The organism is Caballeronia sp. HLA56 (assembly GCF_054655155.1).
Map to the genome: position 1 here is coordinate 1,401,058 of NZ_BAAHOB010000005.1, position 21,247 is coordinate 1,422,304.

At 60.5% G+C, this 21,247-nt stretch carries 17 protein-coding genes; 16 read left to right on the plus strand and 1 reads right to left on the minus strand.

Annotated features, from left to right (window positions below; all coding sequences use genetic code 11):
• The first annotated feature begins 12 nt into the window (after positions 1-12).
• From ACYQ47_RS26155 to ACYQ47_RS26175, 5 genes are all read left to right on the plus strand, one after another.
• The gene (locus ACYQ47_RS26155) at positions 13-1,245 is read left to right on the plus strand and encodes an MFS transporter (RefSeq protein ID WP_459907636.1); all 1,233 of its coding nucleotides are present in this window, start codon (positions 13-15) and stop codon (positions 1,243-1,245) included.
• 363 nt (positions 1,246-1,608) lie between these two features.
• Positions 1,609-2,751 (plus strand): glutamine-hydrolyzing carbamoyl-phosphate synthase small subunit, encoded by a 1,143-nt coding sequence (carA, locus tag ACYQ47_RS26160; RefSeq protein ID WP_310396321.1) that lies wholly within the window; start codon positions 1,609-1,611, stop codon positions 2,749-2,751.
• A gap of 51 nt (positions 2,752-2,802) precedes the next feature.
• Positions 2,803-6,057, plus strand: a complete 3,255-nt coding sequence (carB, locus tag ACYQ47_RS26165) for a carbamoyl-phosphate synthase large subunit (RefSeq protein WP_250526048.1) — start codon at positions 2,803-2,805, stop codon at positions 6,055-6,057.
• Positions 6,058-6,174: 117 nt separating this feature from the next.
• Positions 6,175-6,651 (plus strand): transcription elongation factor GreA, encoded by a 477-nt coding sequence (greA, locus tag ACYQ47_RS26170; protein WP_244825754.1) that lies wholly within the window; start codon positions 6,175-6,177, stop codon positions 6,649-6,651.
• Entirely contained in the window at positions 6,651-7,166 is a 516-nt protein-coding gene (locus tag ACYQ47_RS26175; protein WP_244825752.1) for a DUF4149 domain-containing protein, read from the plus strand. The genes greA and ACYQ47_RS26175 overlap by 1 nt, the downstream gene beginning before the upstream one ends.
• A gap of 56 nt (positions 7,167-7,222) precedes the next feature.
• Here ACYQ47_RS26175 and ACYQ47_RS26180 read toward each other — a convergent pair whose 3' ends face one another.
• The gene (locus ACYQ47_RS26180; RefSeq protein ID WP_459907640.1) at positions 7,223-7,765 is read right to left on the minus strand and encodes a YhbY family RNA-binding protein; all 543 of its coding nucleotides are present in this window, start codon (positions 7,763-7,765) and stop codon (positions 7,223-7,225) included.
• 323 nt (positions 7,766-8,088) lie between these two features.
• Here ACYQ47_RS26180 and ACYQ47_RS26185 point away from each other — a divergent pair, with 323 nt between their 5' ends.
• The 11 genes from ACYQ47_RS26185 (at position 8,089) to phoR (ending at position 20,295) form a co-directional block, all read left to right on the plus strand.
• Complete coding sequence (locus ACYQ47_RS26185) at positions 8,089-8,763, plus strand: RlmE family RNA methyltransferase (RefSeq protein WP_459907642.1); 675 nt, start codon at positions 8,089-8,091, stop codon at positions 8,761-8,763.
• A gap of 173 nt (positions 8,764-8,936) precedes the next feature.
• Positions 8,937-10,823, plus strand: a complete 1,887-nt coding sequence (ftsH, locus tag ACYQ47_RS26190) for an ATP-dependent zinc metalloprotease FtsH (protein WP_244825747.1) — start codon at positions 8,937-8,939, stop codon at positions 10,821-10,823.
• Positions 10,824-11,048: 225 nt separating this feature from the next.
• Positions 11,049-11,849 carry a dihydropteroate synthase gene (gene folP, locus ACYQ47_RS26195; protein ID WP_459909319.1) on the plus strand — a complete coding sequence of 267 codons (801 nt, stop codon included), beginning with the start codon at positions 11,049-11,051 and terminating at the stop codon, positions 11,847-11,849.
• A gap of 93 nt (positions 11,850-11,942) precedes the next feature.
• Positions 11,943-13,301: a phosphoglucosamine mutase gene (glmM, locus tag ACYQ47_RS26200; protein ID WP_244825746.1), complete on the plus strand. Its 1,359-nt coding sequence runs from the start codon at positions 11,943-11,945 to the stop codon at positions 13,299-13,301.
• A gap of 204 nt (positions 13,302-13,505) precedes the next feature.
• Positions 13,506-14,537 carry a phosphate ABC transporter substrate-binding protein PstS gene (gene pstS, locus ACYQ47_RS26205; RefSeq protein ID WP_244825745.1) on the plus strand — a complete coding sequence of 344 codons (1,032 nt, stop codon included), beginning with the start codon at positions 13,506-13,508 and terminating at the stop codon, positions 14,535-14,537.
• Positions 14,538-14,663: 126 nt separating this feature from the next.
• Positions 14,664-15,647: a phosphate ABC transporter permease PstC gene (gene pstC / locus ACYQ47_RS26210; protein ID WP_244825744.1), complete on the plus strand. Its 984-nt coding sequence runs from the start codon at positions 14,664-14,666 to the stop codon at positions 15,645-15,647.
• A complete protein-coding gene (gene pstA, locus ACYQ47_RS26215; RefSeq protein WP_459907646.1) occupies positions 15,644-16,531 on the plus strand; it encodes a phosphate ABC transporter permease PstA in 888 nt (295 codons plus the stop codon). Before pstC ends, pstA begins: the two co-directional genes overlap by 4 nt.
• A gap of 15 nt (positions 16,532-16,546) precedes the next feature.
• Positions 16,547-17,422 (plus strand): phosphate ABC transporter ATP-binding protein PstB, encoded by an 876-nt coding sequence (gene pstB / locus ACYQ47_RS26220; protein WP_370652025.1) that lies wholly within the window; start codon positions 16,547-16,549, stop codon positions 17,420-17,422.
• Between the two features lie 49 nt (positions 17,423-17,471).
• The gene (gene phoU / locus ACYQ47_RS26225; RefSeq protein ID WP_244825740.1) at positions 17,472-18,176 is read left to right on the plus strand and encodes a phosphate signaling complex protein PhoU; all 705 of its coding nucleotides are present in this window, start codon (positions 17,472-17,474) and stop codon (positions 18,174-18,176) included.
• Between the two features lie 33 nt (positions 18,177-18,209).
• A complete protein-coding gene (gene phoB, locus ACYQ47_RS26230; RefSeq protein ID WP_244825738.1) occupies positions 18,210-18,911 on the plus strand; it encodes a phosphate regulon transcriptional regulator PhoB in 702 nt (233 codons plus the stop codon).
• A 70-nt stretch (positions 18,912-18,981) separates the two neighbouring features.
• The gene (gene phoR, locus ACYQ47_RS26235) at positions 18,982-20,295 is read left to right on the plus strand and encodes a phosphate regulon sensor histidine kinase PhoR (RefSeq protein WP_244825736.1); all 1,314 of its coding nucleotides are present in this window, start codon (positions 18,982-18,984) and stop codon (positions 20,293-20,295) included.
• Positions 20,296-21,247 lie beyond the last annotated feature (952 nt).

The following is a 21,247-nucleotide window of genomic DNA, read 5'->3' on the forward strand; positions in this document are numbered from 1 at the left end:
CGCTCGTATCGCATGTCGTCCTCAGTTCGTTCTCGCGTCTTTTTCCTGTTCGCCGCCGGGTATTTCGTCTCGTACTTGTTCCGGGGCGTGAATCTCGGCTTCGCGCCGCTGATCACGCACGACCTCGGTTTGTCGGCGGCAGACCTGGGTCTGCTGACTTCGCTTTACTTCATAGGCTTTGCGCTCGCGCAGATTCCGGTCGGCGTGCTGCTCGATCACTTCGGGCCGCGCACGGTGACGGCCGGCATGCTGGTTTTCGCGGCGGTTGGAATCTGGGTTTTCGGGGCGTCGCAAGGATTGGCCGGGCTGATGGTGGGGCGGCTTTTGATCGGCATCGGTGTTTCGGTCTGTCTGAGCGCAGCGTTCAAGGCGTCGGCGCAGCATTTCCCTGTCGCGCGACTGCCGCTCGTCAATGGCTTCACGATGGCCATTGGCGGTCTCGGCGGAGTCGCGGTCGGCTCGCCGCTCGCATCGCTTCTGCAGGTTGCCAACTGGCGGCAAGTTTGCGTCGGACTCGGCGTGTTCACGCTGATCGTGTCCGCGGCCATCCTGCTGTTTGCACCGCGCAAGAGCGACGCGCGCCATCAGGCCGACATCGTCACGCAGTTCAAAGGCACCTGGCACATCTTGAAGAGCGGCGCGTTCTGGAAGATCGCGTCGTTTTCCGTCGTCACGCAGGGCGTGTTTTACGCGATGCAATCCCTGTGGATCAAGCCCTATCTCCTCGACGTGATGGACCTCACGCCTGCCCACGCCTCCGCGCTCGTCTCGGTGCTCGGCCTCGCGATGATGTTCGGCAGCGTCGGCTTCGGCGCGGCAGCGCGCGGTATCGAGCGGCGCGGCATATCGGTTTATGCGTTCTGCGGCGGCGGCATGGTGTTGTTCGTCATCACGCAAATTCTCATGGTGCTGCGCGCGCCGTTGCCGCCGGCGGTGCTTCTCGCGGCGTATGGCATTTTCGGCGGCACGGGCATTCTGAGTTACGCGATCATGGCGGAATACTTCCCGTCGCACATGATTGGACGCACCAATACGACTCTCACGCTCGTCATTTTCTTGCTCATCTTTGGTTTTCAGGTCGGGGTCGGCGCCGCGCTGTCGTTTTGGCCGTCCGTGGGCGGGCGTTATCCCGTGTCGGCGCATCTCACCGTGTGGATTTCGCTCATCGCGCTGCAGGTGGCAAGCGCCGTATGGTATGCGTGGCCGAGCGCCGCGCTCGATAAGGGCAAGCAGGCCGTGCACTGAAGTCGGGCGCGCCGCGTCGTGCGAAAGGCGCGTGACAACAAGCAGACCATTCCCAAATTTGGCTAAAAGACCGCTTTCAAGCTATAATTCGAAGGTTTGAGCATATCAACCCGCACCCTAGCGCCTACCCCCATTCACCGTCGTTCGCTGCGCCTTGCAGTGCGCGCCGCACGCCGCCGATCGCCTGCTTCGTTATCCCGTTGGGTCCACCCAGCGCGTTGATCCAAGCCGCGACGCGCGCCTGACGAGCCGCCGCTGACAAAAGCGCAAAGGATATCCCCGTTCATCGCAATGAACGCTGGGAACCAAGCCTGAATTTCGGACAGACAGGTCGGTAACAGGGTGTCCCCCAAGGAGCCTTCCGTGTTGCCGTCATTCTCCCCAGCACTACTCGCACTTGCCGACGGCACGGTCTTTCGTGGTCAATCGATCGGTGCAACCGGCTCGACGATCGGCGAAGTCGTATTCAACACCGCCATCACCGGTTATCAGGAAATCCTGACCGATCCGAGCTACGCCCGCCAGATCGTCACGCTGACCTATCCGCACATCGGCAACGTCGGCGTGAACGCCGAAGATGTCGAAGCCACCAAAGTCCATGCCGCCGGTCTCATCATTCGCGACCTGCCGGTGCTCGCATCCAACTTCCGTTCTGAGCAGTCGCTTTCCGACTATTTGAAGGCGCAAGGCGTCGTCGCGATTTCGGACATCGACACGCGCAAGCTCACGCGAATTCTGCGCGACAAAGGTGCGCAGAACGGCTGCATTCTCGCGGGCAGCGACGACGAAGCAAAGGCGCTCGAACTCGCGCGCTCGTTTCCCGGCCTCGCGGGCATGGATCTGGCAAAAGTCGTGTCGACCGACAAGTCCTATGACTGGACGCAGACCGAATGGCGCCTCGGCAGGGGCTACGGCACGCAGGAAGCCCCGAAGTTTCGCGTCGTCGCGTTCGATTACGGCGTGAAGTACAACATTCTGCGCATGCTCGCCGAGCGCGGTTGCCAGGTCACCGTGCTGCCGGCGCAAGCGAGCGCGGCTGACGCACTCGCGCTCAATCCGGATGGCGTCTTCCTCTCGAACGGCCCCGGCGACCCGGAACCGTGCGACTACGCCATCGCGGCCACGCGTGAGTTCATCGCGCGCGGCATCCCGACCTTCGGCATCTGTCTAGGACACCAGATCATGGGCCTCGCGGTCGGCGCGAAAACCATGAAGATGAAGACCGGCCACCACGGCGCGAATCATCCGGTGAAAGACCTGGAAGACGGCCGCGTGGTCATCACGTCGCAGAACCACGGTTTCGCGGTCGATGCCGACACGCTGCCCGCCAACGCAAAGGTCACGCACGTATCGCTTTTCGACGGCACGCTGCAGGGCTTCGCGCTCACCGACAAGCCCGCGTTCTGCTTCCAGGGTCATCCGGAAGCGTCGCCCGGCCCGCACGACATTGCATATCTGTTCGACCGCTTCATCAAGCTGATGGAGACGCAGAAGGTCACTGCCTGACAGTCGAGAGCACAGAACGGAACACCGCAACACAAAACATCGAGAGCAGTTATGCCGAAGCGCACAGACATCAAGAGCATCCTCATCATCGGCGCGGGTCCGATCATCATCGGCCAGGCGTGCGAGTTCGATTATTCGGGCGCGCAGGCTTGCAAGGCGTTGCGTGAGGAAGGCTACAAGGTCATCCTTGTCAACAGCAATCCCGCGACGATCATGACCGACCCGAACACGGCCGACGTCACTTACATCGAGCCGATCTCGTGGGAAGTGGTCGAGCGCATCATCGCGAAGGAGCGGCCGGATGCGATCTTGCCGACCATGGGCGGACAGACCGCGCTCAATTGCGCGCTCGATCTTTTCCATCACGGCGTGCTGGAAAAGTACGACGTCGAGCTGATCGGCGCATCGCCGGAAGCAATCGACAAGGCCGAAGACCGCCAAAAGTTCAAGGACGCGATGACCAAGATCGGTCTCGGTTCGGCCAAGTCTGGAATTGCGCATTCCATGGAAGAAGCGCTGACCGTGCAGGCGCAAATCGCCGAGGCCACTGGCAGCGGCGGCTATCCGACCGTGATTCGCCCGTCGTTCACGCTGGGCGGTTCGGGCGGCGGCATCGCGTATAACAAGGAAGAGTTCGAGGAAATCTGCCGGCGCGGTCTCGATCTTTCGCCGACGCGCGAACTGCTGATCGAAGAATCGCTTCTTGGCTGGAAAGAGTACGAGATGGAAGTTGTCCGCGACAAGAAGGACAACTGCATCATCGTGTGTTCGATCGAAAACCTCGATCCCATGGGCGTGCATACCGGCGACTCGATCACCGTCGCGCCCGCGCAGACGCTGACCGACAAGGAGTATCAGGTTCTGCGTAACGCGTCGCTTGCCGTGTTGCGCGAAATCGGCGTCGACACAGGCGGCTCGAACGTGCAGTTCGCGATCAACCCCGACGACGGCCGCATGGTCGTGATCGAGATGAACCCGCGCGTGTCGCGCTCGTCCGCGCTGGCATCGAAGGCAACGGGCTTTCCTATCGCCAAGGTCGCGGCCAAGCTCGCGTGCGGCTATACGCTCGACGAGTTGAAGAACGAGATCACAGGCGGTCAGACGCCGGCGTCGTTCGAGCCGACCATCGACTATGTCGTGACGAAGGTGCCGCGTTTCGCGTTCGAGAAATTCCGCGAAGCCGACTCGCGCCTGACCACGCAGATGAAGTCCGTCGGCGAAGTCATGGCAATGGGCCGCACGTTTCAGGAATCGTTCCAGAAAGCGCTGCGCGGTCTCGAAGTGGGCGTCGACGGTCTGGACGAAAAGACCACGAGCCGCGACGAAGCCATCCGCGAAATCGGCGAGCCGGGACCGGACCGTATCTGGTATCTCGGCGACGCGTTCCGCCTTGGTCTGACGGCTCGGGAAATTTTCGAGGAAACGTCGATCGACCCGTGGTTCCTTGCGCAGATCGAGCAGATCATCCTGAAGGAGAAGGCGCTCGAAGGCCGCACGATCGAAAGCCTCAGCAAGGATGAATTGCTGTATCTGAAGAAGAGCGGTTTTTCCGACCGGCGTCTTGCGAAGCTCACCGGTTCGAAGCAGGAAGACGTGCGCCGCCGTCGTCACGAGTTGAAGGTGCGGCCGGTTTATAAGCGCGTCGATACTTGCGCGGCCGAGTTCGCGACCAAGACGGCGTACATGTATTCGACCTACGAGGACGAGTGCGAAGCGAATCCGACCGACAAGAAGAAGATCATGGTTCTCGGCGGCGGCCCGAACCGGATCGGGCAGGGCATTGAATTCGACTATTGCTGCGTGCACGCCGCGCTCGCCATGCGCGAAGATGGTTACGAAACCATCATGGTCAACTGCAATCCTGAAACGGTTTCGACCGACTACGACACGTCGGATCGTCTGTACTTCGAATCGCTGACGCTCGAAGACGTGCTCGAAATCGTCGAGCTGGAAAAGCCGGTCGGCGTGATCGTGCAGTATGGCGGCCAGACGCCCCTCAAACTCGCGCTCGACCTCGAAGCGAACGGCGTGCCGATCATCGGTACGTCGCCGGACATGATCGATGCCGCCGAGGATCGCGAGCGGTTCCAGCAATTGCTGAAAGATCTGAATCTGCGCCAGCCGCCGAATCGCACTGCGCGCGCCGAAGACGAAGCACTCAGGCTCGCGGAAGAAATCGGTTACCCGCTTGTCGTGCGTCCGTCTTACGTGCTGGGTGGCCGCGCAATGGAAATCGTCCACGAGCCGCGCGATCTCGAACGCTACATGCGCGAGGCCGTGAAGGTATCGAACGACTCGCCGGTGTTGCTCGACCGCTTCCTGAACGACGCGATCGAATGCGATGTGGACTGTATCTCCGATGGCGACGACGTCTTCATTGGCGGCGTGATGGAGCATATCGAACAGGCGGGCGTGCATTCCGGCGACTCGGCTTGCTCGCTGCCGCCTTATTCGCTGGCGCAAGACACCATCGACGAACTGAAGCGGCAAACCGCCGCCATGGCGAAGGCGCTGAACGTGGTCGGCCTGATGAACGTGCAGTTCGCCATCCAGCAAGTTCCGCAAGAAGATGGCTCGAAGAAGGATGTCATCTACGTGCTGGAAGTGAACCCGCGTGCATCGCGCACGGTGCCGTATGTGTCGAAGGCGACGGGCCTGCCGCTCGCGAAAATCGCGGCGCGCGCAATGGTCGGGCAGAAGCTCAAGCAGCAAGGAGTGACGAAGGAAGTGATTCCGCCGTACTTCAGCGTGAAGGAAGCGGTGTTCCCGTTCGTCAAGTTCCCGGCGGTCGATCCCGTGCTCGGGCCCGAGATGCGTTCGACGGGCGAGGTGATGGGCGTGGGCCGCACCTTCGGCGAAGCGCTTTTCAAGTCGCAACTCGCGGCGGGTTCGCGTCTGCCGGAATCCGGCACGGTGCTTCTGACCGTGATGGATGCCGACAAGCCGAAGGCCGTCGAAGTCGCGCGCATGCTGCACGAACTCGGCTACCCGATCGTCGCGACCAAGGGGACGGCCGCGGCCATCGCGGCGGCGGGTGTGCCCGTGAAGGTCGTGAACAAGGTGAAGGACGGGCGTCCGCATATCGTCGACATGATCAAGAACGGCGAAATCGCGCTGGTCTTCACCACCGTCGATGAAACGCGCGCGGCCATCGCCGATTCGCGTTCCATCCGTATGAGCGCGCAGGCCAACAAGGTCACGTACTACACGACGATGTCCGGCGCGCGCGCGGCGGTCGAAGGTCTGCGTTATCTGCGCGATTTGGAAGTCTATGATTTACAAGGCCTCCACGCTCGCCTAAACTAAGGCTTCGATTACCGGTCCAAGTATCACGAGCCGCGGTTAAGCGGCGTCTTCTCGTTCTGGGGAGATGCGCTTAACCGCGGTAATTTTTTTACGGCTGTTTTTGTTTGTGGATTGTCTATGAGCACGATTCCCTTGACGAAGCGCGGCGCGGAGTTGCTGCGCGACGAATTGCAACGCCTGAAGGCTGTCGAGCGTCCCGCGGTTATCAACTCGATCGCGGAAGCACGCGCGCAGGGCGATCTGTCGGAAAACGCGGAGTACGATGCCGCGAAAGAAAAGCAGGGCTTTATCGAGGGCCGCATTGCGGATCTCGAATCGAAGCTTGCCGCCGCGCAAGTGATCGACCCGAAAACGGTCGAAGCGGAAGGCCGCGTGGTGTTCGGCGCGACCGTCGAACTGGAAGATCTCGAGTCGAGTCATAAGGTGACGTATCAGATCGTCGGCGACGACGAAGCCGACATCGACCACGGTCTCATCTCCGTCAGCTCGCCCATTGCGCGCGCGCTGATCGGCAAGACGGAGGGCGACGTCGCCTCGGTGCAGGCCCCGAGCGGTGCGCGTGAGTACGAAATCATCGCTGTTCGATACGTCTGATGGAGCATCGACTCTTTCGCACGGTGACGATGATTTGGGTCGGCAGCTTGCTGACCCTCGGTCTCGTCGCCGCGCCCGTGCTCTTTTCGGTGCTCGACCGTACGTCGGCGGGATCGGTGGCGGCGCAGCTCTTTCGCATCGAAGCGTATATCGGCGTGGTCAGCGCGCTGATTCTGATCTTGATCGGCAATCGCTTCGTGAAGAGCGGCATCGTCGACTACAAGCGCGTGCGGTGGCTCGTCGCGGTCATGCTGGTGTGCGTGCTCGTCGGATACTTCGCGTTGCAGCCGTTCATGAATTCGCTGCGCATCTCGGCGCAGGAAGCGGGGATGGAACTCGCGAATTCGCCTTATGCGAAGGAGTTCGGCGTTCTGCATGGCATTTCGAGCGCGATTTATTTGATCGAATGCCTGTGCGGTATTGCGCTCGTGTGGCGTTTGCCGGGTGCGGCGCCTGTCAAGATCGTGCCGAAGGGCAAGTCCGCGAAGGTCGCGGCCAAGCGCGCGCGTAGCTGAAAATCATGCTGCGAGAGACGGCGCGGACGTTTTGAATCATCGTCCGCGCCGTTTCATCATTTGACGGCCTGATGTTGACGCTTCGAGCCAGCCTGACGCTTCTTCGCGCGCTTGACGTTGCCGCCCGCGGTGACGCGTTCGTTACCTAGCACTTTGAGCGTTTGTTTGCGCGGCTTCTTGACGGCGGGTGCATCGCGCGTGATCTTGACGGCCTTGACGATGCGCGGTGCGCGCCCCTTGGTCGAACGCTCCTCGGCAATTTCACCGGCGCTCGGCGGCATGGTGCTGCGGGTGCGGGCGGTGCGGGTCTTGGCGGGCGCGGCGCCTTCCGGTCTCCAGATCACGAGCAGCTTGCCGATATGCTGAATAGGTGCGGCATCCAGGCGGTCGCAGATTTCGTCGTAGATGCCAACGCGTGCTTCACGCTCGTCGCCGAACACGCGAATCTTGATGAGCTGATGCGCTTCGAGGTGCACGCCGATTTCTTTCAGCACGGCCTCGGTCAGACCTTCGGCGCCGACGAGCACGACCGGATTGAGGGCGTGAGCCTGGGAGCGCAGATCGGCGCGCTGGGCCGGGGAAAGTTTAAGAGCTGGCATGTGGAATAAGGGACTCGACTAAAATGTGGGCGGCGGGTTTGGTGTCGGCTGGGCGTTGCAGCGCTGTCGGACGCACAAAGCGCGGGCGGTATGGACACGCGGCGCCGTCATGGACCGATCAGATGAAAAGCACCTGAAGTGCTGGGCAAGCCGCCCGAATAAACAAATAGGCCGGAAACGCAAATTTCGAGCGCTTTGCAGCGCACGGGAACCGGTCCGGCCGACAAGACGCGTATTATCCGCTAAAAGCATTGCGCGATACAGCAAGAATAAGCACGCGCGCAAGAGGTTAGTTCCCGGCGCGCAGCATGGGCTCAGTTTGAATGGCAAAGAACCGGTTTAATCATTCGTGGTTGCATGACCACATCAACGACCCTTACGTGAAGATGGCGCAGCGCGAGGGCTATCGCGCGCGCGCGGCGTACAAGCTCAAGGAGATCGACGAGCAGGACAAGCTCATCAAGCCAGGGCAGGTGATCGTCGACCTCGGCTCGACGCCCGGCTCGTGGAGTCAGTACGCGCGTAACAAACTCGCTCAGGGTGCGAAGCGCGATGCGCAGCGCGAAGGCGGTATAGACGGCACGATCATCGCGCTCGATCTTCTGCCGATGGACCCCATTGCCGATGTCACCTTCATTCAGGGCGACTTCCGCGAAGACGCCGTGCTTGCGCAACTCGCGGAAATTGTTGGCGAGCGTCAGGTAGACCTTGTTATTTCCGACATGGCCCCAAACCTGTCTGGCGTGGCGAGCGCGGATGCAGCGCGTATCGAACATCTTTGCGATCTGGCGCTGGAGTTCTCGCAGAACCATCTGAAACCGGATGGTGCGTTGCTGGTCAAATGTTTTCACGGCAGCGGTTACAGCCAAATCGTCGAGAAGTTCAAGCACCAGTTCAAAGTGGTGGCGCCGCGCAAGCCCAAGGCGTCTCGCGACAAATCGTCGGAGACTTTTGTACTCGGGCGGTGGCTCAAACATCCGACTGTGGAACACGAGTAAATCATTTCGGCGAAAAATAGCGATATTTTCGCCGAATATGTCGAAAAACCCCTGTCTTCCGCTATTTGCGCGGTAGATAAACCTTATGGCAGGGGTTTGCGGTCTGGATTAGAATGCTTTGGTGGCGCCGCTAGGTTTATGTAGGCGCCCGTCTATGAGTGAGGAGTGGTGCTTTGAACAACAATATGTTCTCTAAAGCGGCAGTGTGGCTCGTGATCGCACTGGTGCTGTTTACGGTGTTCAAGCAGTTCGATAAGCCCCGCGTCCAGGAAGGTGTGTCCTATTCGCAGTTCATGGACGACGCGAAGAACGGCAAGGTGAAGAATGTCACCGTTCAAGGGCGGAATCTGACGGTCACTCCGGCAGACGGCCAGAAATACCAAATCGTGTCGCCTGGCGACATCTGGATGGTCGGCGATCTGATGAAATACGGCGTTCAGGTTAGCGGCAAGGCTGACGATGAACCCAACGCGCTGGTTTCCGCGCTGTACTACCTTGGACCGACCATTCTCATCATCGGTTTCTGGTTCTACATGATGCGGCAGATGCAGGGGGGCGGCAAAGGCGGGGCCTTCTCGTTCGGCAAGTCGCGAGCGCGGCTGATCGACGAAAACAATAACGCTATCAATTTCACCGATGTCGCGGGTTGCGACGAAGCGAAAGAAGAAGTGTCCGAGCTCGTCGACTTCCTGCGCGACCCGCAGAAATTCCAGAAGCTGGGCGGCCGCATTCCACGAGGAGTGTTGCTAGTCGGGCCTCCTGGCACGGGTAAGACGCTGCTGGCTCGCGCTATCGCGGGTGAAGCGAAGGTGCCGTTCTTCAGCATCTCGGGTTCCGACTTCGTGGAAATGTTCGTCGGCGTGGGCGCGGCTCGCGTTCGCGACATGTTCGAGCAAGCAAAGAAGCACGCGCCTTGCATCGTGTTCATCGACGAAATCGACGCGGTCGGTCGTCATCGCGGCGCCGGCATGGGCGGCGGTAACGACGAACGCGAGCAGACGCTCAATCAGATGCTCGTGGAAATGGACGGCTTCGAAGCAAATTCCGGCGTTATCGTGATCGCTGCGACGAACCGTTCCGACGTGCTCGACAAGGCGCTCCTGCGTCCGGGTCGTTTCGACCGTCAGGTGTATGTCGGCCTGCCGGACATTCGCGGTCGCGAACACATCATGAAGGTGCATCTGCGCAAGGTGCCGATTGCGAACGACGTCGACGCTTCGGTCATCGCGCGGGGTACGCCGGGCTTCTCGGGTGCCGATCTCGCGAACCTCGTCAATGAAGCTGCGCTTTTTGCGGCGCGTCGCGGCAAGCGGATCGTCGAGATGCAGGACTTCGAAGACGCGAAGGACAAGATTTTCATGGGTCCGGAGCGTAAGTCGGCTGTCATGCGCGAGGAAGAACGTCGCAACACGGCCTTCCACGAGTCCGGTCACGCCGTCGTGGCGAAGTTGTTGCCGCATGCCGATCCGGTGCACAAGGTTACGATCATGCCGCGCGGATGGGCATTGGGTGTCACCTGGCAATTGCCTGAACACGACCGCGTGAATTTGTATCGCGACAAGATGCTGGAAGAAATCGCGATTCTGTTTGGCGGCCGTGCAGCGGAAGAAGTGTTCCTGAATTCCATGTCCACCGGCGCGTCCAACGACTTTGAGCGCGCGACCAAGATGGCCCGCGACATGGTGACGCGTTATGGTATGTCGGACACGCTTGGCACGATGGTCTACGTCGACACCGAACCCGAAGGCATGTTCGGCAAGCTGGGCGCGAAGACGGTTTCGGAAGCCACGTTGCAAAAGGTCGATTCGGAAATCCGCCGCATCCTGGACGAGCAGTATCAGCTTGCCCGCAAGCTGCTCGAAGACAACCGCGCGCGCGTGGAAGCCATGACGAAGGCGCTGCTCGAATGGGAAACCATAGACGCAGACCAGATCACGGACATCATGGAGGATCGTCCGCCGCGTCCGCCGAAGAACCTGCCGCCGCCTTCGGGTGATACGCCTCCGGGCGGCAACAGCGGTACGGAAGTCAAGCCGGGCAGCGCAACCGCGCCGGCCTAAGCTCTCCTAGTCCGATGATGGGCCGGTGTGCATCGCACTCCGGCCCATTTTTGCTTTATGGCTCACGACGGCGCACACATCGGATCACACTTCGCGCGTGCGTTACGCCCCTTGCAGCAATCCAGCTTTTTTCCGACACGCTTGATCACTCCATCTCCCTCCCAGCTTTCAGCGCAGCCGCTGCAATGCGGTCGGTTCACGCTGACATTCGAACGCCCGCTCGTGATGGGCATTCTCAACGTCACGCCTGACTCGTTCTCCGATGGCGGCCGCTTCCTTCCGCGCGATGCCGCTCGGGCGCGCGCCGAGCGCATGCTTGCCGACGGCGCGGACATCATCGATATTGGCGGCGAATCGACTCGTCCGGGCGCGCCGCCGGTTCCGCTGGCCGAGGAACTCGAACGCGTGGTGCCGATCGTCGAAGCGTTACGGGACATGAACGTCCCGCTTTCGGTCGATACCTACAAGCCCGCCGTGATGCGCGCCGCGCTCGATGCAGGCGCGGACATGATCAACGACATTTGGGGTTTACGTCAGGAAAGCGCGCTCGATGCCGTTAAAGACAGTAACTGCGGCTTGTGCGTGATGCATATGCTAGGCGAACCGCGCACGATGCAACTTCGCGAGCCGGTGTACGCCGACGTCATCGCGGACGTCCGTGCGTTCTTCGCCGAACGAATCGCGGCGCTGGCGCAGGCGGGGATCGCGCTGGAGCGGGTAAGTCTCGATCCAGGCTTCGGCTTCGGCAAGACCGTCGAGCATAATTATGCGCTGCTGGCGAACCTCGCCGCGACGCTGCCCGTAGGCAAGCGGTACCCGTTGCTCGCGGGAATGTCGCGCAAGTCGATGCTCGGCGCAGTCACCGGGCGCGCGGCGAACGAACGGCTTGCGGCAAGCGTGAGCGGGGCGGTTTGCGCGGCGGAGCGCGGTGCGGCGATCATCCGCGTGCACGACGTCGCGGAAACCGTGGATGCGCTGAAAGTCTGGCGAGCCACGAGAGACGCCACGCATCACGAGAAGCATTGAAAGAACTTCGGCGAAGGCGCACGCGCCGAATCGATCAACACATGTCGCGGGCCAAGAACAGGCGCCATATGTCCGCGAGGAGGGTCAGTAACAATGGCACGTCGATATTTTGGAACTGATGGAATTCGCGGGCGCGTCGGCGAGGCGCCGATCACACCGGATTTCGTTCTCAGGCTGGGGTATGCGGCCGGCAAGGTGCTCGCGGGAGCGGACCGTTCGCCGCAAAAGGGCAACCGTCCGACGGTGCTCATCGGCAAGGACACGCGGGTTTCCGGCTACATGCTCGAAGCCGCGCTGGAGTCGGGCTTTTCCGCCGCGGGCGTCGACGTGATGCTCGCCGGCCCGATGCCCACGCCCGGCGTCGCGTATCTCACGCGCGCGCTGCGGCTTTCGGCGGGCGTGGTGATCAGCGCATCGCACAATCCGTACGACGACAACGGCATCAAATTCTTCTCCGCCGACGGCAACAAGCTGCCGGACGAAGTCGAACTGCAAATCGAAGCGCAGCTCGACCAGCCGATGGCCTGTGCGCCCTCCGAACGTCTCGGCAAGGCGAAGCGTCTGGACGACGCGGGCGGGCGCTATATCGAGTTCTGCAAGAGCACTTTCCCGGCGAGCTTCGATCTGCGCGGCCTCAAGATCGTGCTCGATTGCGCGCACGGCGCCGCCTATGACGTCGCGCCGCACGTGTTCCACGAACTGGGCGCGGAAGTCGTGCCTATTGGCGTGTCGCCGAACGGCTTCAATATCAACGATAAAGTCGGCGCCACCGCGCCCGATGCGCTCGTGCGCACGGTGCTCGAACACAAGGCGGATATCGGCATCGCGCTCGATGGCGACGCTGACCGCCTGCAAGTCGTCGATTCCACCGGCCGGCTTTTCAACGGCGACGAACTGCTCTACGTGCTGGTCAAGGACCGCATTGCGACGGACGGCAAGGTGGATGGCGCGGTCGGCACGCTGATGACCAACATGGCCGTGGAAGTGGCGCTGAAAGAGGCGGGCGTGAAGTTCGTGCGCGCGGCCGTCGGCGACCGTTACGTGCTCGAAAAGCTGCGCGAGAACGGCTGGCAACTCGGTGCGGAAGGCTCGGGCCACATTCTTTCGCTCGACCGGCATTCCACGGGCGACGGCATCGTGTCCGCGCTGCTTGTGCTCGCCGCCATCAAGCGCGGTGGCAAATCCCTCGCGGACATGCTCGACGGCGTCAGCCTGTTTCCGCAGAAACTGATCAACGTGCGCATGAGTCCGAACGCGGACTGGAAAAATAATGCGGCCATTCGCCGCGCGATCGAAGATGCCGAGCGGGCCCTCGAATCGCACGGGCGGGTACTGATTCGCGCCTCGGGAACCGAACCGGTACTGCGCGTCATGGTGGAAGCGGCGGCGCATCAGGATGCGGTTAGACACGCGGAAACGATTGCTCAGGTTGTGAAGGACGCGACTTCGTAGACGATCCCTAAAGCGCGTCACGTCTCACCAAAAGCGGACTACGGCCCGCTTTTTCTTTGGTTACAAGCCAACGCACGTTCGACTTTCAGTGCGTAAGCGCAATGACACGCGGCGTTCATCAAACGTCACGGTACTGTCACGAAGAGTGCCTATATTTCGCCGTGTCGGTTCTCTCGCTACACGCTCACACACTCTGGAGGTCTCATGAAATTGATGCAATCCGCGCTGGCCGGCGTCATCGGCGCAATGTTCGCCGTCTCCGCATTCGCCACGGATATCACCGGCGCGGGCAGCACCTTCGCAGCTCCCATCTACACCAAGTGGGCTGACGCCTACCAAAAAACGGGCGGCGGCAAGGTGAACTATCAAGGCATCGGCTCGTCGGGCGGCGTCAAACAGATCATCGCGAAGACGGTGGATTTCGCGGGCTCGGACGCACCGCTGAAAGATGAAGAACTCACGAAGGAAGGCCTGTTCCAGTTCCCGACGGTCGTCGGCGGCGTGGTGCCGGTCATCAACGTGCCGGGCGTGAAGGCCGGTGAAGTGACGCTGTCGGGCGAAGTGCTCGGCGACATCTACCTGGGCAAGATCAAGAAGTGGAACGACCCGGCTATCGCCGCGCTGAACCCGAAGGTCAAGCTGCCGGATACCGACATCGCCGTGGTGCGCCGCGCCGACGGATCGGGCACGAGCTTCATCTGGACGAACTATCTGTCGAAAGTAAATCCCGAGTGGAAGTCGAAGGTCGGCGAAGGTTCGACGGTCAACTGGCCGACGGGCACGGGCGGCAAGGGCAACGACGGCGTCGCGGCGTTCGTGCAGCGTCTGCCGGGCGCGATCGGCTACGTGGAGTGGGCGTATGCCAAGCAGAACAAGATGACCTACGTGGGTCTCAAGAACGCGGCTGGAACGGTCGTTGAGCCGAAGACGGAAACCTTCAAGGCGGCGGCTGCCGGTGCGGACTGGTCGAAGTCGTTCTACCAGATCCTCACGAACGAGTCGGGCCAGAACGCATGGCCGATCGTCGGTGCAACGTTCGTTCTGCTGCACGCCACGCAGGACAAGGCGCCGCAAGGCACGGAAACGCTGAAGTTCTTCGACTGGGCATTCAAGAACGGCAACCAAGCCGCGAACGATCTCGACTATATCTCGCTGCCGGATTCGGTCGTCGCCGAAATCCGCACGCAATGGAAGGCGAAGGTCAAGGACGCGTCGGGCAAGGCGGTTGCGCAGTAAGCGGTACCATGGTCTGAAACTGTCCTAAGCTCTTGAAGTCAGGACGGAAATGCAGTGCAGGCAATGCCGCGCGGTACGTTGAATGACGTGCCGCGCGCTCTGACAAGCAGCACAACCAAGGCTCCCATGTCGGACATCAACTTAGCGTCGGCACCGCCGGCCGCGCATACGCAGCGCGCGCCGAGCCGTTTCGGCGACATCATATTCGGCGGCATCACGCGGCTCGCGGCCGTGGTGACGTTGCTTCTGCTTGGCGGCATCATCGTTTCGCTCGTCATTGCGTCGATGCCGACCATCGAAAAGTTCGGACTCAGCTTTCTCTGGCGCGCGGAGTGGGACCCACAGACCGATAGCTTCGGCGCGCTCGTGCCGATCTACGGCACCATTGCGACGTCGATCATCGCGCTCATCATCGCCGTGCCGGTGAGCTTCGGCATCGCGCTCTTCCTCACGGAACTCTCGCCCGCGTGGCTGCGCCGGCCGCTCGGTGTCGCCATCGAATTGCTCGCGGCGATTCCCTCGATCGTCTACGGCATGTGGGGTCTGCTCGTGTTCGCGCCGATCTTCGCGGAATACTTCGAAAAGCCGCTCGGCCATCTGCTCGGCGACGTGCCAGTCATCGGCATGTTCTTCAAGGGCGCGCCTATCGGTATCGGCATTCTGTGCGCGGGCGTGATCCTCGCCATCATGATCATTCCGTACATTGCCTCGGTGATGCGCGACGTCTTCGAAGTCACGCCCGTGCTTCTCAAGGAATCGGCATACGGCATCGGCTGCACGACCTGGGAAGTGATGTGGAAGATCGTGTTGCCGTACACGCGCGCCGGTGTGATCGGCGGCGTGATGCTCGGCCTCGGCCGCGCGCTCGGCGAGACCATGGCGGTGACGTTCGTGATCGGCAACACCAATCTGCTCGACAACGTGTCGCTGTTTTCGCCGGGCAACAGCATCACCTCGGCGCTCGCCAACGAATTCGCCGAAGCAAGCCCCGGCCTGCATACGTCGGCGCTGATGGAACTCGGGCTCATCCTGTTCGTGATCACGTTCGTCGTGCTCGCGTTGTCCAAGCTGATGCTGCTGCGCATGGAACGCGGGGAGGGAGTCAAGTGAGCCGTCCCGCCACCTTCAATCAGGACCCCGACCGCGTGGACGCCACGCGCAAGAAGCTGCAGAGCCGTCGACGCGGCACCAATGCGATCGCGCTGACGCTCTCGCTGGCCGCGATGGCTTTCGGCCTTCTGTGGCTCGTGTGGATTCTCTTCACGACGCTTAAGCTCGGCGTCGCTGGCCTGTCGCTCGAACTCTTCACGCAGTCGACGCCGCCGCCGAACACCGATGGCGGCGGTCTTGCCAACGCTATCGTCGGCAGTCTGATGCTCGTCTTCATCGCCACGTTCATCGGCACGCCGCTCGGCATTCTGGCGGGCGTCTATCTCGCGGAATATGGCCAGAAGCGTTGGCTCGCGAGCTTCACGCGCTTCATCAACGACATTCTGTTGTCGGCGCCTTCCATCGTCGTGGGCTTGTTCGTGTATGCGCTCGTCGTCGCGAAGATGGGTCGCTTCTCGGGATGGGCCGGCGTGATCGCGCTCGCCTTGCTGCAGATTCCGATCGTCATCCGCACCACTGAAAACATGCTGAAGCTCGTGCCGAACGCGCTGCGCGAAGCGGCTTTCGCGCTCGGCACGCCCAAGTGGAAGATGGTGATGTCGATCACGCTGAAGGCGTCGATTGGCGGCATCGTCACGGGCGTGTTGCTGGCGGTCGCGCGGATTGCCGGCGAAACCGCGCCGCTGCTCTTCACGTCGCTGTCGAATCAGTTTTTCTCGTGGGACATGAATCAGCCGGTGGCGAACCTTCCGGTCACGATCTACAAGTTCGCGATGAGCCCGTTCCCGCAATGGCAGACGCTCGCGTGGGCCGGTGTGTTCCTTATTACGCTCGGCGTGCTGGGTTTGAATATCCTCGCGCGCACGATTATCTCGAAGAAATAAAGGCGGAGTGATTCCATGAACATGGTCGAAAGTGGTGTCAACCACCTTGATTCGAAAGCGGATGCGGCGCCCGTCGAGCGTGGTCCCGTTCCTGGCAGCGTGCGTCCGAAGCACGGCTCGCAAGCCGCCGATTCGATCAAGCCGAAGATCGAAGTGAAGAACCTCAATTTCTTCTACAACAAGTATCACGCGCTGAAGAACATCAACCTGCGCATTCCCGAGAAGAAGGTGACGGCGTTCATCGGACCTTCGGGCTGCGGCAAGTCCACGCTCCTGCGCACCTTCAACAAAATGTACGCGCTTTATCCCGAGCAGCGCGGCGAAGGTGAGATTCTGATGGACGGCGTCAACCTGCTCGACACGACGCGCGACATCTCGCTTTTACGCGCGCGCGTGGGCATGGTGTTCCAGAAGCCTACGCCGTTTCCCATGTCGATCTACGACAACATCGCGTTCGGCGTGAAGATGTTCGAACAACTGTCGCGCTCGGAGATGGACGACCGCGTCGAATGGGCGCTGACCAAGGCCGCGCTCTGGAACGAAGTGAAGGACAAGCTGCAGCAAAGCGGCTACGGATTGTCGGGCGGCCAGCAGCAGCGCCTTTGCATTGCGCGCGGCATCGCCATTCGTCCGGAAGTGCTGTTGCTCGACGAGCCCTGCTCGGCGCTCGACCCGATTTCCACGGGCCGTATCGAGGAACTTATCGCGGAACTGAAAAGTGACTATACGGTTGTGATCGTCACGCACAACATGCAGCAGGCAGCCCGTTGCTCGGACTACACTGCATACATGTACCTTGGCGAGCTGATCGAATTCGGCGATACGGAGAAGATCTTCATCAAGCCCACGCGCAAGGAAACGGAAGACTACATCACGGGCCGTTTCGGCTGATCCGGCCAGATCAGGCGAACTGAAACATAAAAGGACTTAAGGAGCACATATGTCCGATAAACATCTGTCGAGCCAGTTCGACGCCGATCTCAACGCGGTGTCGTCGAAAGTGCTGCAAATGGGCGGTCTCGTGGAGTCGCAGATCATCGCGGCCATGCAGGCACTCAACGAATTCGACATGGCGATCGCCGATCAGGTGATTGCCGCCGAAGTGCGTTTGAACACGATGGAAGTCGAGATCGACGAAGAGTGCAGCAACATCATCGCGCGCCGCCAGCCGGCCGCGCGCGACCTGCGTCTGCTCATGGCGATCTCGAAGACCATCACGAACCTCGAACGCGCCGGCGACGAAGCTGAAAAGATCGCGAAGCGCGTGAAACGCATCAACGAAGACGGCGCGGGCCGCGCGGTGAATATCGCGGAGATCAAGCTCTCGGGCGAGATGGCCGTGTCGATTCTGCGCCGCGCGCTCGACGCGTTCGCGCGTCTGGACACCGTGGCCGCCGCGCAGATCGTGCGCGACGACAAAGCCATCGACGACGAATTCCGCGCCTTCGTGCGCAAGCTCGTCACCTACATGATGGAAGACCCGCGCACCATTTCCGCCGGCCTCGACTATCTGTTCATTGCGAAGGCGGTGGAGCGTATCGGCGATCACGCGAAGAACATCGCCGAGTTCATCATCTACATCGTGAAGGGTACGGACGTGCGGCATATCTCGCGCGACCAGCTCGAACGCGAAGCGCTCAGTTAATCTTCTCTCAAAGCAAAAGGTCAAGAGGTGCCGATGCCCAGCAGTATCCTCGTCATCGAAGACGAACCCGCGATCTCCGAACTGATCTCGGTGAATCTGCAACACGCGGGACATTGCCCGATTCGCGCGTATAACGCTGAGCAGGCGCAAAACCTGATCAGCGACGTGCTGCCCGATCTCGTGCTGCTCGACTGGATGCTGCCCGGCAAGTCCGGCATTGCGTTCGCGCGCGACTTGCGCAACAACGAGCGCACGAAGCATATTCCGATCATCATGCTGACCGCGCGCGGCGACGAGCAGGACAAGGTGCTCGGGCTCGAGATCGGCGCGGACGACTACGTCACCAAGCCGTTCTCGCCGAAAGAGCTGATGGCGCGCATCAAGGCGGTGTTGCGCCGGCGTGCCCCGCAGCTGACGGAAGATGTGGTTGCCATCAATGGTTTGCGGCTCGATCCGGCGACGCATCGCGTGGCGGCGAGCCATTCCGGCAACGACATCAAGCTCGATCTCGGCCCGACCGAATTCCGCTTGCTGCATTTTTTCATGACGCATCCGGAGCGCGTGCATAGCCGCACGCAGTTGCTGGATCAGGTGTGGGGCGATCACGTATTCGTCGAAGAGCGCACGGTCGATGTTCACATCAAGCGCCTGCGCGCCGCGCTCAAGCCCGCGGGCTGCGATGCTATGATCGAAACGGTGCGCGGCAGCGGATATCGGCTCGCGAAGAGCGCCTGATAAGCGTGCTCTAGTCTCTGCCGCATGTTTATGACGAACCGCGCGTTCGTCGCTTGGACTCGCCGACAACATGAATATCATCTGGACGCGGTCAGTCGTGTCCCTCGTACTGCTCGCCGCGCTCTGTGCGGCGATCGGCGCGTTTGCCGGCGTGCGCGTGGCGCTGGCTGTCGCCGTCGTCATGCTGGTCCTGCAGGGCTTTTTCGCCACCTATCACACACAGCGTCTCTGGCGTCTGCTCGAAGCGCCCGTGTATGGCGAAGTGCCTAGCGCGCTCGGCATTTGGGGCGAAATCTATTACCGCTTGCACAAGCTGGCGAAGCGCTGGCATGCGCAAGTGCGGCAGGTCGAGCAACAGCATTCGCGCTTCATTCAGGCGATTCAGGCTTCGCCCAATGGCGTGGCGATGCTCGACGATCACGATCAGATCGAGTGGTGCAACGCTATCGCCGAGAAGCATTTCGGGCTCGATGCAAAACGCGATTTACGCCAGCACATCACGCATCTCGTGCGGCACCCGGACTTCATTCGCTATCTGAACTCGCATCATTATGAGGAAATGCTCGTGATGCGCGGCATGGGCGTGAACCGGCAGCACACGGTATCGGTGCAGGTATTTCCTTATGGCGATCATCGCAAGCTGATACTCACGCAGGACATCACCGAACTCGAGCGTACCGATTCGATGCGACGCGATTTCGTCGCCAATGTCTCGCATGAATTGAAGACGCCGCTGACGGTGTTATCGGGCTTTCTTGAGACCATGCGTGAGTTGCCGCTCAGCGAGGCGGACCGCATGCGTTATCTGGACATGATGGAACAGCAGGCTTCGCGCATGCAGAATATCGTGCGTGATCTTTTGGTGCTTGCGAACCTGGAAGGCGATGTGCGTCCGCCTGGCGACGAGTTGCTGGATATGCGCGCGGTGATGCGGCATCTCGAAGACGACGCGGTGAATCTTTCTGGCGGGCGTCACCGGATTGCCTTTCATATCGATGATTCGTTGACTATCGCAGGCGCGGAGACCGAGGTCGTCAGTGCGCTGGGGAATCTCGTTACCAATGCGGTGCGTTATACGCCGGATGGCGGGGCGATTGAAGTCTCTTGGCAACGTGTGGCGGATCGGGCGGTTTTCACGGTGCGTGATAGCGGTTATGGGATTCCCGCAGAGCATATTCCGCGGCTTACCGAGCGGTTTTATCGCGTGGATCGGAGTCGGTCGCGGGATACAGGTGGCACCGGGCTCGGGCTTGCTATCGTCAAGCATGTGCTGCAGCGGCATCATGCGGAGCTCGACGTCAAAAGTGAAGTCGGGAAGGGGAGTACGTTTGTTGTTCGGTTTCCTTCTTCAAGGACTGCTTTGAGGAAGTCTTTGGCGGCTTAGGGGTTTTGTTTAGCTTTCTGGGAAGTTGAGCCGTTTTCTCGCGGTTTGTTTCAGTAGCGGCCTGCCCGGCGGAGGGGTAACTTTCTTTGCTGCTGCAAAGAAAGTCACCAAAGAAAGCAGCTTAGGAACCGGCTTTTGAAGCACAACTGGTTCCTCGCTATTTACCACAAGCCCTTTGTGGCACTTCCCATTGCTAACGTTCGTCGTAGGTCTATTTCCAGGCGCACGTTTCTCTTTTAGGCTGCTTCGAGGAAGCCTTTGGCCGCTTAGCGATCTTTGTTTAGCGCTTGCTAGGAAGTTGAGCCGTTGTCTCGCGGTTTGTTTCAGTAGCCGCCTCCCCGGCGGAGGGGTAACTTTCTTTGCTGCTGCAAAGAAAGTCACCAAAGAAAGCAGCTTAGGGACCGGCTTCTGAAGCACAACTGGTTCCTCGCTATTTACCACAAGCCCTTTGTGGCACTTTCCATTGCTAACGTTCGTTGTAGGTCTATTTCCAGGCGCACGCTTCTCTTTTAGGCTGCTTCGAGGAAGCCTTTGGCCGCTTAGAGATATTTGTTTAGCGCTTGCTAGGAAGTTGTACCGTTGTCTCGCGTTTCGTTTCAGTAGCCGCCTGCCCGGCGGAGGGGTAACTTTCTTTGCGGCTGCAAAGAAAGTCACCAAAGAAAGCAGCTTAGGAACCGGCTTCTGGAGCACAATTGGTTCCTCGCTATTTTTACCACAAACCCTTTGGGCACTCCCCGTCGCTCACGCTCGTGGTAAATCGTTAGCACGCACAAGCGAGTAGAGCCTTCGCGCCGCCTAACGAAAAAGCGTATGCGGGTTTTACATGTGCCAGGAGTAGAACACACATACGGTGGCCGACCACAACGAAAATAAATTATGACGCCCTAATGGTTAACTTTTCACCTACACCCTAAGCAAAGAACAGCGAGACAAAAGTCTTCCTTAACGCTGT